The 12,706-nt window shown below is 70.7% G+C and carries 11 protein-coding genes; 5 read left to right on the top strand and 6 right to left on the bottom strand.

The window, feature by feature from the left end; all coding sequences use genetic code 11:
* The first annotated feature begins 323 nt into the window (after nt 1-323).
* On the top strand, nt 324-584 hold the full coding sequence (locus tag ABD056_RS16095; RefSeq protein ID WP_343868258.1) for a hypothetical protein: 261 nt from the start codon (nt 324-326) through the stop codon (nt 582-584).
* A 233-nt stretch (nt 585-817) separates the two neighbouring features.
* A complete protein-coding gene (locus tag ABD056_RS16090; protein WP_343868257.1) occupies nt 818-1,750 on the top strand; it encodes an NAD(P)H-dependent flavin oxidoreductase in 933 nt (310 codons plus the stop codon).
* A 209-nt stretch (nt 1,751-1,959) separates the two neighbouring features.
* Here ABD056_RS16090 and ABD056_RS16085 read toward each other — a convergent pair whose 3' ends face one another.
* The 6 genes from ABD056_RS16085 to rimO form a co-directional block, all read right to left on the bottom strand.
* Nucleotides 1,960-5,124 (bottom strand): efflux RND transporter permease subunit, encoded by a 3,165-nt coding sequence (locus ABD056_RS16085; protein WP_343868255.1) that lies wholly within the window; start codon nt 5,122-5,124, stop codon nt 1,960-1,962.
* Nucleotides 5,121-6,452 carry an efflux RND transporter periplasmic adaptor subunit gene (locus ABD056_RS16080; RefSeq protein ID WP_343868254.1) on the bottom strand — a complete coding sequence of 444 codons (1,332 nt, stop codon included), beginning with the start codon at nt 6,450-6,452 and terminating at the stop codon, nt 5,121-5,123. The genes ABD056_RS16085 and ABD056_RS16080 overlap by 4 nt, the downstream gene beginning before the upstream one ends.
* Before the next feature lie 5 nt (nt 6,453-6,457).
* On the bottom strand, nt 6,458-7,156 hold the full coding sequence (locus ABD056_RS16075) for a CerR family C-terminal domain-containing protein (RefSeq protein ID WP_343868253.1): 699 nt from the start codon (nt 7,154-7,156) through the stop codon (nt 6,458-6,460).
* Nucleotides 7,157-7,284: 128 nt separating this feature from the next.
* Nucleotides 7,285-7,707, bottom strand: coding sequence for a response regulator (locus tag ABD056_RS16070; RefSeq protein WP_343868252.1), 423 nt, complete (start codon nt 7,705-7,707; stop codon nt 7,285-7,287).
* Nucleotides 7,707-9,548, bottom strand: coding sequence for a sensor histidine kinase (locus ABD056_RS16065; protein ID WP_343868251.1), 1,842 nt, complete (start codon nt 9,546-9,548; stop codon nt 7,707-7,709). The genes ABD056_RS16070 and ABD056_RS16065 overlap by 1 nt, the downstream gene beginning before the upstream one ends.
* Before the next feature lie 101 nt (nt 9,549-9,649).
* Entirely contained in the window at nt 9,650-11,014 is a 1,365-nt protein-coding gene (rimO, locus tag ABD056_RS16060; protein ID WP_343868249.1) for a 30S ribosomal protein S12 methylthiotransferase RimO, read from the bottom strand.
* A gap of 250 nt (nt 11,015-11,264) precedes the next feature.
* Here rimO and ABD056_RS16055 point away from each other — a divergent pair, with 250 nt between their 5' ends.
* The 3 genes from ABD056_RS16055 to ABD056_RS16045 all read left to right on the top strand — a co-directional run.
* Entirely contained in the window at nt 11,265-11,891 is a 627-nt protein-coding gene (locus ABD056_RS16055) for a hypothetical protein (RefSeq protein WP_343868248.1), read from the top strand.
* Between the two features lie 153 nt (nt 11,892-12,044).
* Complete coding sequence (locus ABD056_RS16050) at nt 12,045-12,500, top strand: hypothetical protein (RefSeq protein WP_343868247.1); 456 nt, start codon at nt 12,045-12,047, stop codon at nt 12,498-12,500.
* On the top strand, nt 12,482-12,706 hold a 225-nt coding region (locus ABD056_RS16045; RefSeq protein ID WP_425545046.1), incomplete at its 3' end, for a hypothetical protein. The genes ABD056_RS16050 and ABD056_RS16045, both read left to right, overlap by 19 nt.

Here is a 12,706-nt window from a genome sequence, read left to right as displayed (position 1 = left end):
GTGGCTTGTAAAGCCCGGAGTTTCCTTGGGGGCGATGGGGCCACCTGTGCAACCGTTCGGGTACCTCCGGGCGTCTCCTAAGGACAGGCCGGACCCGGGGCAACGGGACGTCGCCGAACAGCACGATGCAAAAGACCGCGTAAAACCGCCGTAGTAGCGGTTGGTTCCATGTCAGGTCACGGAAAAGACAGCGTGCAGGCCTCGTGGTGATGGTGCAGACTGAAACGGAACGAACTGGCCGCACCGCCTTGTTTCCGTCAACAGCGAAAGGTGGAAAGCGGCTGTCGATCCGGGAAACGGAAGAACAGGAAAGTTGGAGGTTCATGAACATGCAGGCAGATCCGCTGTATGTCCCCCGTGACGGGTGCTGCAAGTTCTCGGTCGCCATCTACAACAAGTCGGTGCGCGAGACCGTAAAGCAGAATCGCAGCCACCACGTCTATGACGACAGGTGGGCCGAGGAAAAGCACATGGAAGTTGTGGCTGACGACGCCGACGACGCCCGCCAGAAGGTTCTCGACCACTATCCCGAGAGCGAAGGCTTCGTCGTCACCGGCGTCGAGCGCCTGTCCTATTCGGTGTGACGCCCGCCGTCGCCGCCCCATCAACCCATCCCCAGCCGGAGGGGCCGCCGAGTCGCACGGGCGACGGCGGCCCCTCTGCCGTTGCGGCGGGGGCGGCGTCCGGGCGGTGACGTCGCGTCATCGGCGCTGCGGCGGCGGCCCCCGCCGGCGGTCCTTGGCCGGGCGCCGCCGGCTGTGCTGTAGTTGCCGGCACCCCACCCAACCGCTCCACCGAAGAAGCGAGAGAAGCGTCCATGGCCATTCCCGCCGCGTTGCGAGAAAACCTCCGCCTGCCCGTCATCGCCGCCCCCATGTTCCTGGTGTCCGGCCCGCAGCTGGTGATCGAGACCTGCAAGGCCGGCATCATCGGCACCTTCCCGGCCCTCAACCAGCGCAGCACCGAAGGGTTCGAGGAGTGGGTCGACGAGATCGAGGCCGCCCGCCGCGATCACGGCGGCTGCGCCGCCTATGGCGTCAACCTGATCGTCCACAAGACCAACCCGCGCCTGGAGGCTGACCTGGCGGTGGTGGCGCGGCGGCGGGTGCCGCTGGTGATCACCTCCCTCGGCGCCGTTCCCGATCTGGTGAAGGAGGTCCACGGCTACGGCGGACAGGTGTTCCACGACGTCATTTCCGTGCGCCACGCCCGCAAGGCGGCGGAAGCCGGCGTCGACGGCCTGATCCTGGTGTGCGCCGGGGCCGGCGGCCATGCCGGCACCGCCAGCCCGTTCGCCCTGATCGACGAGGTGCGGCGGTTCTTCGACGGCACCATCATCCTGGCCGGCGCCATGGGCAGCGGCCGGCAGGTGGCGGCGGCGCGCATGCTGGGGGCCGATTTCGCCTACATGGGCACCCGCTTCATCGCCACGCGCGAGAGCCTGGCGCCGCAGCCCTACAAGGAAATGCTGACCGGCAGCACGCTCGCCGACATCGTCTATACCGACAGCGTGTCGGGCGTGAACGCCAACTTCCTGCGCGCCAGCCTGGTCACCGCCGGGCTCGACCCCGAGAACCTGCCGCCCAAGGCGCACATGGACATGGCCGCCGAGGCGCGGGCGTGGCGCGACATCTGGTCGGCCGGCCACGGCGTCGGCGGCATCGCCGACACCCCGACGGTGGCCGAACTGGCCGCCCGCCTGCGCGACGAGTACGACAGCGCCTGGCGCAGCGCCTCCGCCGAGTTCTGAGGCCCACCGGCGCCAGCGCAAAAAGGAAGGCGGCACCGCGGGGTGCCGCCTTCGAGGTCAGGTTGGTAAACGGATCGGTCGGATGGGTCCGCTTGAGGGGTTGGGAGACGGGAACAAGCGGACCCGCTGGAACGGTCTCGATCAATGATCGTGACGGATCCGACCTTATTGAGATTCACTCGCATTTGCAAGCGTGAAAATTCGCACCTTCAAGGAGGGGGAGGCTGCTCCGGCGTCGACGTCTGCGTCGCCCCGTGCAGCACGGCGGTTTCCGGGTCGGGCTCCACCGCCTCGGTGTCGAGGCGGAAGTCGTCGAGGATGGTGTAGAGCGCCGGCACCAGGAACAGCGACAGCACGGTCGCCGAGGCCAGCCCGAAGGCGAGCGATGTCGCCAGCGGGATCAGCACCTGCGCCTGCAAGCTGCGCTCCAGCAGCAGCGGCAGCAGGCCGGCGACGGTGGTGAGCGAGGTCAGCAGGATGGCACGGAAACGGGCGCGGGCGGCCTGCCGCGCCGCCTCGGCGGTGGGCATGCCGGCGGCGCGGTGTTCCTTGATGAACATGACGATCAGGATGGTGTCGTTGACCACCACCCCGGCCAGCGCTGCCATGCCGACCATGGACGGCATGGACATCTCCAGCCCCTGGATCAGGTGCCCCAGCACCGCCCCCACCAGCGCCAGCGGAATGGCGGTCATCACCACCACCGGCTCCAGATAGCTGCGGAACTGCAGCGCCAGCAGCATGTAGATGCCGATGAGGCCGATGACGAAGTTGCGCAGCACCGACCGCCCGGTGGTGGCGCCTTCCTTGGCCTGACCCTCGAAGTCCACCACCACGCCGGGGTGGCGGGCCAGCAGGTCGGGCAGGAAGCGGGCGCGGGTGTCGGCCACGATCTCGTTGGCATTGGCGACGGCGCTGTCGATCTCGCCCTGCACGGTGACGGTGCGGCGGCCGTCGATGCGGTGGATGCGGGCGAAGCCGCGGTCGAGCGTGATGTCGGCCACCGCCCCCAGCGGCACCTGGGTGCCATCCGGCAGCATCACCGCGAACAGGTCGAGGGCGGCGAGGCTGGCGCGGTCCTGCGGCGACAGCAGCACCTGGATGTCCCAGGTCTCGCCGGCCTGCTGCACCTCGGTCACGGTGGTGCCCTGGAAGGCGCCGCGCAGCTGCGCCGCGATGGTGCGGCCGGTGACGCCGAGCGGCACCGCGCCATCCTTCAGGGTCAGGCGCAGTTCCGGCTTGCCCGGCCGCAGGTCGTCGGACAGGTCGAGCACGCCGGCATAGCCGGCCAGCCAGTGGCGCAGCTCCAGCGCCGCCGCCTTCAACTGGTCGAGGTCGTCGCCCTTCATGCGGATGTCGATGGCGCGGCCGCCGGGGCCCAGCTGGCGCTCGGCGAACTTCAGGCTGATGACGTCGGCGAGGGTGCCGGTCTGCGCCCGCCAGCGGCTGATGACCTCCGCCATGGGGGCATCGCGCACCGGCGACGACAGCAGGTCCAGGGTCACCGTCGCCACGTGCGGGCCGCTTTCGTAGGCGTCGGCGTTGGTGTTGTACTGCACCGTCACCTGCCGCACCAGCGCCGCCCCCTCCGGCTGGCGCGGCGCGAGGTCGGCGGCCACCTGACCGGCGGCGGCGATCACCTGCTCCACCACCTGTTCGGTGCGAGCGAGCGGCGTGCCCTGGGGCAGCAGGATGCGGGCCTGCACGATGTCGCCTTCAAGCTCGGGAAACGCGCGGACCTTGACGGTGCCGCCGGCCAGCAGCGCCACGGTGCCGACCAGCAGCGCCAGCATGATGCCGACGGTCAGGTAGCGCCACGCCACGGCGCGATCCACCAGGGCGCCGAAGCGGTTGGTGCGCACGTCCTCGAACCACGTCTCGAACCAGCGGCGGAACCGCGACGGCCGCTTGGCCGCCATGTGGCCGAGGGAGTGGGCCAGATGGTGCGGCAGGATCAGGAAGGCCTCGATCAGGCTGACCGCCAGGGTCATGATCAGCACCATGGGCATGACCTTCATCACCTGGCCGATGCGCCCTTCCATGAAGGCCAGCGCCCCGAACACGCAGACGGTGGTCAGGAACGACGACACCACCCCCGGCAGCACCTGCCGCGTGCCGTCGACGGCGGCGGCGAAGGGCTTCTTGCCGCGGGCGAGGTGGGCGGCGACGTTCTCGGCGATGACGATGGCGTCGTCCATCAGCAGGCCGGTGGCGATCAGCAGACCGACCATGGTGATCATGTCGATGGACAGGCCGAACAGGGTCATCATGGCGAAGGTGCCGAAGAAGCTGACCGGCAGCCCCATGCTGACCCAGAAGCTGTAGCGGAAGCTGAAGAACAGCCACAGCGTCAGGAACACCAGCGTCAGCCCCATCATGCCGTTGTTCAGCAGCATGGTCAGGCGGTCCTTGACGATGGAACTGGCGTCCAGCGTCACCGTCAGGTCCACCCCCGGCGGCACGCGGGCGCGTTCCGCCTCCAGGAAGGCGTTGAGGGCGGCCATCACCTCCAGGCTGTCCTGGTCGCGGGTCTTGGAGATGTCGAGCAGCGCCGCCCGCCGGCCCTGGAACACCACCTGGTCTTCCGCCGCCTTGAAGGTGTCGGTGATGGCGGCGATGTCGCCCAGCCGCACCTGACCGCCGCCGGCACTGCCCACCACCACCAGCTCCGCCAGGGTTTGCGGGGTGATGCGTTCGTCGTCGAAGCGCACCAGCACGTCGGCATCGCGGGTTTCCACCACGCCGCCCGGCAGGGTGAGGCTCTGGCGGCCAACCACCTCGGCGACGTCGGTGATGGACAGGCCGTGGCGGCGCAGGGCCTCGGCCGAGACCTCCACCCGGTACTGGCGGTCGGAGAAGCCGCGCACCGCCACCTGGGTGATGTGGGCCACCTGCAGCAGGCGGTTCTTCACGTCCTCGGCGTAGGATTTCAGGTGCGACGGCGGCATCGGCCCGGTGATGGCGACCGAGGCCACGAAGTCGATGCGCCCCAGCTGCTTGATGACCGGCCGCTCCACGTCGGCGGGGAAGCCGTCGATGCCGTCGATGGCGCTGCGCACGTCGTCGGTGAAGCGGTCGAGGCCGGTGCCTTCGCGCATCTTGGCCACCGCCACGGCGACGCCCTCACGCGCTTCGCAGCGGGTTTCCTCCAGCCCCTCCACCCCTTCCACCGCGTCCTCGATGCGCTGGCAGATGGCGTCCTCCACATCGGCGGCGGAGGCGCCGGGGTAGACGGCGCGCACCTGCACCTCGTCGGGGGCGATGTCGGGGAAGGTTTCGCGCTTCAGGGACGGCAGGCTGAACAGGCCGATGACGAAGAAGGCCGCCATCAGCAGGTTGGCGGCCACCGGATGGGCGGCGAACCAGCGGATCATGGCGCCCCTCCGGTGGCGGCGGCGGCCAGGGCGGCGGCGGCGTCGGGGTCATCCTGCGGCAGCAGCTTCAGGCCGCTGACGGCCGGCACCACGTCGGTGACCACCAGCCGCTCGCCGGCGGTGAGGCCGCTGTCGAGCACGGCGATGTCGCCCTGCTGCCAGGCGACGGTCACCGGCCGCACCTCCAGCCGGTCGTCGGCGCCGGCCACATGCACCGCCGGGCCGGGGCGCAGGGCGTGGCGCGGCACCACCACCCGACCGGCCACCGGCCGCCCGGACAGCGCCACCTCCACGAACATGCCGCGGGTGAGCGGCGGCCGCACCCCCGGCTGGGCACTGCGGTAGGGATCGGCCACCCGCACGATGACGCCGACGGTGCGGGTCTTCGGGTCCACTTCCTCGGCGATGCGCGACACTTCCGCCGGCCACTCCACCACCCGGTCGCCGGCCCGCAGGCGCACCACCGGGCGCAGGCCCATGACCTCCGGCAGGCGGGCGGCGACGGGCGACAGGGCATCGCCCACCGGCGCCTCGGCCGGGGCGGTCAGCGGCAGCAGCGGCGACAGGTCCACCCGCGCCGCCACCTCGGCCGCGGCGATGCCGTCGCCGGCCGCCAGCGGGCCGCCGCGCTGGGCGAACTGGCCCTCGCGCACCGCCACGCTGGTGATGCGCAGGTCGAAGGGCGCCCGCACCACCGTGCGGTCGACGTCCAGGCGGGCGGCATCGCGCTGCGCCTCCAGCGCCCGCCGCTGGGCCGGCAGCAGGGACAGGGTGGTCTTCAGCCCCTGCACCTGCTGCTCGCCGCTCAGCAGGGCGCGTTCCGCCTGCTCGACGGCGGCGGTGGCGGCGGCGCCGGAGGTGCGCAGGTCGCGCTTGCGGGCAAGGTCGCGGCGCAGCACCTCCAGCGCCCGCTCCTCGATGGCGAGGCTGGCGCGGGTGCTGGCCTCGCGGGCATCCATCTCGGCCAGCTGCGCCTCCAGGCGGACCAGGGCGAGGTCGTAGTCGGCGGCGTCGAAGCGGATCAGCTCGGTGCCGGCGGGCAGCAGGCGGCCGCGGTCGAGGTCGGGATGAACCCAGGCGACCCGCGCCGACACCTCCGCCACCGCCTGCCACACCCGTGCCGGCTCGACGCTGCCGAAGCCGGTGGCGCGGGGGATGACGTCCAGCGCCGGCGCCGCGATCACCCGTACCGCCCGCACCATCTCGCTCTCGCCGCTGCGGGCCGGGGGCTGGCGCGACTGGACGGCGATCACCAGCACCGCCAGGGCGATCAGCACCGGCGGCAGCACCAGCAGCTTGCGGCCGTGGCGGCTAAGGAAGCTACGCATGCGGATCAGTCTCCCCCCTCGGGCGGCGGCACCGGCAGGCCGAGCGAGCCGCAGGCCCCGGCGATGGCGACGGCCACCGTGCCGTCCAGCGCCGCCCCGTCCAGAATCTCCCGCCCCAGCCGCCGCTCGACCACGGCGCGGGCGGCAATCAGCGGCATGATGGCGCCCAGCACCAGATGACCGCGCAGGATCGCCTGCTCATGCCCCGCCGGCACGTCGAGGGCGGCGCCGGCAATGGCGGCGAAGGCGCGGTTCATGGGCGCGAAGAAGTCGCGGTCGAGGATGTCGAAGGCTTCCGACGGCATCAGCAGCTCGCGCAGCAGGAAGCCGGCACGGCCGTCCTCCCGCGCCGTCACCAGCCCGCGCATCAGCCGCCCGACCACCGTCGCCAGCAGCCGGCCGAGGCGGGCGCGATCGCCATCGGCCGCCGCCACCTCCGCCGCCACGCCGCTGGCCAGCGGCGCCAGGGCGGCGGCGCTGCGCTCCGCCACCGCTTCGGCCACCGCCAGATAAAGGCCGCGCTTGCTGCCGAAGTGATAGGCGATGGCGGCGACGTTGGCGTGCCCCGCCTCGGCGATGCGGCGGGCGGAGACGCCGTCGAAGCCGTCGCGGGCGAACAGCGGCTGCGCCGCCTCGATCAGCCGGGGGCGGGTTTCCTCGCCACGGTCGGCGGCGGCATCGGGAAGGGAGGGGGGAGCGGCCATGGTGGCACCGTCATCAATTGCTCAAACGATTGATTAAAACATCCGCTTGAATGGCGCAAGGCAAAGATCGGCGCCGGCGGAGGCTCCGCCGGGCCGGCCTCAGTGGGAGGTCACGAAAGGGAGGGGGCTCAGCGCCCCTGCGGCAGCCGCACGAAGTTGCCCAGCCAGAACTGCGACAGCTGCTTCATGATGTCGATCAGGTCGTCGATGGTGATGGGCTTGACCATGTAGGCGTTGGCGTGGCGGCGGTAGCTTTCGGTGACGTCGCGCTCCGCCTCCGACGTGGTCAGGATGACCACCGGGATGTCGCAGAATTCGGGCGCCGTCTTGATCTCCAGCAGGGTCTGGCGGCCATCCTTCCGCGGCATGTTGAGGTCGAGCAGGATGAGGTCGGGCCGCGGCCGTCCGCTGGTCAGGTAATCCATGCACTCCTGCCCGTCGCGCACCCATTCCAGGGTGACGGCCGGATGGGCTTCCTTCAGCGCCTCGCGGGTGAGTTCGGCGTCGTCGGGGTTGTCGTCTGCCAGCAGGAACAGCGGGGCACGGGTCATCAGGCGGCAACTCCTGCGGCCGGGGTGGCCGCGTCGGCAGATTGAACAGTGTCGGGCGGTATCGGTTCCGACGGTTCGACGGCGCTCAATGTAAATCGAACGTCGCACCCTACACCGGTGGACGCAGAAATCCACATCCTTCCGCCATGAAGCTCGGCGATGCGCCGCGCCATGGACAGGCCGATGCCGGTGCCGCCGCGGCCGCTGTCGGGATCGAGCTTCTTGAACAGGTGAAAGACGCTCTCGCGCATGGACTCGGGGATGCCGATGCCGTTGTCGCGCACCGACACTTCCCACACGTCGCGGCGGCGGTGGGCGGCGACGGCGACGCGCGACGGCCGGGCCGGATCGGCATAGGTGACGGCATTGTCGATCAGGTGGTCCACCAGTGCCGCCAGCTGCCGCGGATTGCCGGCCACCACCGGCAGCGACTGGGCATGCACGTGGGAGCCGGGGTGACGCCGGGCGGCATCGGCCACCAGCGCCCCCAGGTCGACCGGCGTCAGCATGCGGTCGCTGGCGTCCAGCACGGCATAGACCATCAGTTCCTTGAACATGGACCGCATGCGCTCGGCGGCGCTGGTGATGCGCTGCATGTAGTGGCGGCTCTGGTCGTCCAGGTCGGCCCCCAGCCGGCGGCCGAGCAACTGGGTGAAGCCGCCGATGGCGCGCAGCGGCTCCTGCAGGTCGTGGGCGGCGATGTAGGCGAAGCGGGCGGTTTCGGCGCGCGCCTTGGCCATGTCTTCCAGGGTCTGGCGCAGGTGCTGCTCGCGGCCCTCCAGTTCGTGCGCCATGGCATCCAGGTCGCGGGCGAGGGACGACAGGCCGCTGCCGTCGGCCCAGCGGTCCGCCTCGCCGCTATAGTCGCCCTCGGCGAAGCGGCGGGCGGTCTGCGACAGGTGATCCAGGCGGCGCAGCAGCAGGCGGTCGACCGCCAGCGACACCAGGACGAACAGCAGCACGGCGAGGCCGGCGAAGCCCAGCGCCCATACCTGGGCATGGCGGTTGATGGCGCCCAGCACCTCGTCGGCCGGCAGGCTGGCGGAGACGATGGCGCCGCCCGGCACCCCCGGCACCCGCACATGCACCACAAGGCGCGACGCATCCGTCTCCGCCGGCTGGTCGCGCCTCACCGCCGCCCGCCCGGCCTCCAGCGCCACCGCCGGCAGCACCGATCCGGGCGTGGCGGCGGGATCGCTGGCCGCCAGCACTAGGCCGTCGTGGTTGAAGACGACGATGCTTTCCCGTCGCGGCAGGCGGGCGGTGAGCAGCATGTCCTGCAGCCAGTCCAGCGACAGGCCGCCGTTGACCGTGCCGATGATGCGCCCGTCGCCATCCCGCAGCGGCTGCGACAGCACGATCACCGGCCTGCCGGTCAGCGGCCCGAGCTTGAAGCCCGACATACCGAGGCCGCCGGTCTCGAAGGCCTCGCCGATGTTGCGCTGGTTGCCGACGAACACCGGCGCCGCCAGCGGGCCGGAACTGCTGCAGACGATGTAGCCCCCGGCGTCCACCACCGAGAAGTTGGTGTAGCGCCGCTGCCCGGCGGCGATGCCGGCCAGCACGGCGGGGCAGTCGGGGTGGCCGGGGACCGCCAGCTGCGGCACCGCCGACAGCGACGCCAGCAGCTCGCCGGCGCGGTGGAGTTCGACCGCGATCTGGCGGCTGATGGCGGAGGCGGTGCGGTCGAGGCTGTCGCGCTCGCTGGCCAGCATGTGGCTGCGCTGCTCGTCCACGTGCAGCATCTCGAAGGCCGCCAGCGGTGCCAGCAGCGCAACGACGAGCGCCAGCAGCCAGCGGCGCTCTAGGCCGAAGCGGAAACGCCTGCCGTGGTGGACCATGCGGATCGTCCCGAGCCTGATGGGTACGCTCCGATGGTCTAATCCCCCTTCAGCCGGAAGGGAAGCCCCCCGTGTGGCAGGGGTGCTTCCCTACCCGGTCGTCACTCCTCTTCGGGCAGGGAGGCCCAGAGGTCGTATTCGTCGCTGAACTCGACGGTCGCCTGCACGATGTCGCCCGGCGCCACGCGGGTCTCGCCGTTGAGGAAGACGTTGCCGTCGATTTCCGGCGCATCGGCCCACGAGCGGCCGATGGCGCCTTCCTCGTCCACCTCGTCGATGATGACTTCGATGGTCTGGCCGACCTTGCGGGCCAGCTTGCGCTCGCTGATCTTCTGCTGCGCCTGCATGAAGCGGTCCCAGCGCTCCTGCTTCACCTCGTCGGGCACGGCGCCGGGCAGGGCGTTGGCGGTGGCGCCTTCGACCGGCTCGTACTTGAAGCAGCCGACGCGGTCCAGCTCCGCTTCCTCCAGCCAGTCGAGCAGGATCTTGAAGTCGTCCTCGGTCTCGCCGGGGAAGCCGACGATGAAGGTGGAGCGCAGCGCAATGTCGGGGCAGATGTCGCGCCAGCGGCGGATGCGCTCCAGAGTCTTTTCCTGATGCGCCGGGCGCTTCATGGCGCGCAGCACGTTGGGGCTGGCGTGCTGGAAGGGGATGTCGAGGTAGGGCAGGATCTTGCCCTCGGCCATCAGCGGGATCACCTCGTCCACCGACGGGTAGGGGTAGACGTAGTGCAGCCGCACCCAGGCGCCCAGGTCGCCCAGCTCGCGGCAGAGGTCGAGCATGCGGGCGTTGACCTGGCGGCCCTTGTAGGGGCTTTCGGCATAGCCGATGTCGACGCCGTAGGCCGAGGTGTCCTGCGAGATGATGAGCAGTTCCTGCACGCCCGCCTGCACCAGCCGCTCGGCTTCGTACAGCACCTTGGCGGCGGGGCGGCTGGTCAGGTCGCCGCGCAGCGACGGGATGATGCAGAAGCTGCAGCGGTGGTTGCAGCCCTCGGAAATCTTCACATAGGCATAGTGGCGCGGCGTCAGCTTGATGCCTTCCTTCGGCACCAGGTCGAGGAACGGGTCGTGCGCCGGCGGCACCGCCTCGTGCACCGCTTCCATCACCGCTTCGTACTGGTGCGGCCCGGTGACCGACAGCACGTTCGGGAACTGGTCGCGGATGGTCTGTTCCTCGCCGCCCATGCAGCCGGTGACGATGACCCGCCCGTTTTCCTTCATCGCCTCGCCGATGGCTTCCAGGCTTTCCGCCTTGGCGCTGTCGAGGAAGCCGCAGGTGTTGACGATCACCGCTTCGGCGCCGTCGTAGGTGGGGCTGAGTTCATAGCCCTCCGCCCGCAGGCGGGTGAGGATGCGCTCGGAATCCACAAGCGCCTTGGGACAGCCGAGGCTGACGATGCCGATCTTGGGAGCGGCCTTGGAAGCAGCCTTCGGGCCGGAGGCGGGGGCGGCGGTGTTGGTCATGGTCATATCCGGGGGAAGCGGGTGCGGGCGGCAGCGGGCGCACGGCCCGGCGGCTGCCGCCATCCTTCGGCGGGGACAATAGGGCATCCGGCGCGCGGCGCAAGACCCTGCCGCGCAACCTCGCGCCACAGCCGCAGGATGTCTGGCATCACAACCCATACGTTTAGGAGGGGAAATCCACCCTGGGATGAAGTATCAAAACTGGGCACGTAGCGCGCGTGTTCGTTCAACTTCATCGGAGCTGAGTTTCATGGATATCACCATCAAGGTGGTCAACGAGTCGTCCGACAACGCCTACATCATGTTCTTCCAGAAGCCGGAACTCGCGAACCCCAACCTGATCTACAGCGACATCTTCCCGGTGGCGTGGCGCGTGGTGCCGCTGAACCCCAACAGCACCTCCACCATCATCTACCCGATGCAGCTGCAGGTGACGGCGCAGGAGCATCAGCCGGTCTACAACGCCAACGATCGCCTGACCTACCAGGACACCAACCAGGGCCAGGCGTGGAAGTTCAGCACCAAGGGCGACTTCGCCAGCCTGATCCCCGACGGCAAGAGCGACGGCAGCGAGATCATCCTGCGCAACAACGCGCCGCAGCCCATCGACGCCGGCCTCGCCAAGGACGGCAAGGTGCTGCTGGTGCAGCGCAAGGTCGGCCTGGACGAGCAGGCGGTGTTCCAGCTGACGCCGAAGCTCTACGCGGTCTACACCCGCGACATCACCGAGGGCGACCTGATCCGCGCCGATACCGCCCCGCAGCTGACCCAGGTCATTGACCTGACCGACCTGCAGAGCGTCACCGTCGCCCTGGTCAACGGCCAGCCGGGCACCGGCCAGAAGAAGTGGGAGATGCGCGACCGCCGCAACATCTGATCGCGGTCCGCAGAGGGCGCGGGGGGCCTGCCGGTCGCGGCCGGCGGGTCTCCCGCCTCCCCCTCCTGCCTCCTGCTTCCTGCCTCCTGGCTCCTGCCTTCCTCCAGCCCGCTGCCGGGCGGTCAGCCGCCCCGTCGCCATTGCGAGAGCGCCATGATCCTGTGTCTGCTGACGACCTGCCGCGCCGCGGTGGCGCGGATGCAATCCCGCTTGCCCGGCCATCTGTTCGGCGCCGTGCGCCTGCCCGACGATCATCGCCCCGCCGTCGCCGTCGCCGCCGGCGGCTGGTGCGGCGACCGGGCGGCCGGGCCGGACGTGGACGAGCACCTGTTCATCCATGCCTGCTGCGACGGCCGCCGCCTGGGCGACCTGCTGTGGCGGCGCACCTGGAGCGCCGCCGCGCTCGCCGGCCTCATCCGCCGCATCGTGCCGCCGCGCTGGAAGGGGCATGTGTTCATCGCCGCCGCCGCCGCCGCGCCGGAGTTCATCGCCGCCCTGCGCCGGATGCTCGGCCGGCAGGCCTTCGGCGCCCGCGTCTGGGGCCTGGCCGCCAATCCGCATCACGACATTCCCCTGCCGGGAGACCGCCGATGGGTTCCCGCAGCATGATCGGCCCCACTGTCGCCGCCGCCCGATCCGCCGCCGCTGCCGCCGCGGCTGCCGCCGCCTGCGGGCCGGCGGCGGGTGGCGGTTCCCGATCCCCCGGCAGCGCCCCTGCCCCCCGCGCCGAGGTCGTCTCCTCCACCGGTGCCGGCGGGCGGGGGCGCTGCCGGGGGATCGGGAACCGCCACCCGCCGCCGGCCCGCCAGCGGCGG

This window comes from Caenispirillum bisanense (assembly GCF_039523075.1).
In the GTDB taxonomy this organism is placed as follows: domain Bacteria; phylum Pseudomonadota; class Alphaproteobacteria; order Rhodospirillales; family Rhodospirillaceae; genus Caenispirillum; species Caenispirillum bisanense.
Note: the sequence above shows the minus strand (reverse complement) of the source record. Positions and strands in the feature narration are given on the sequence as shown.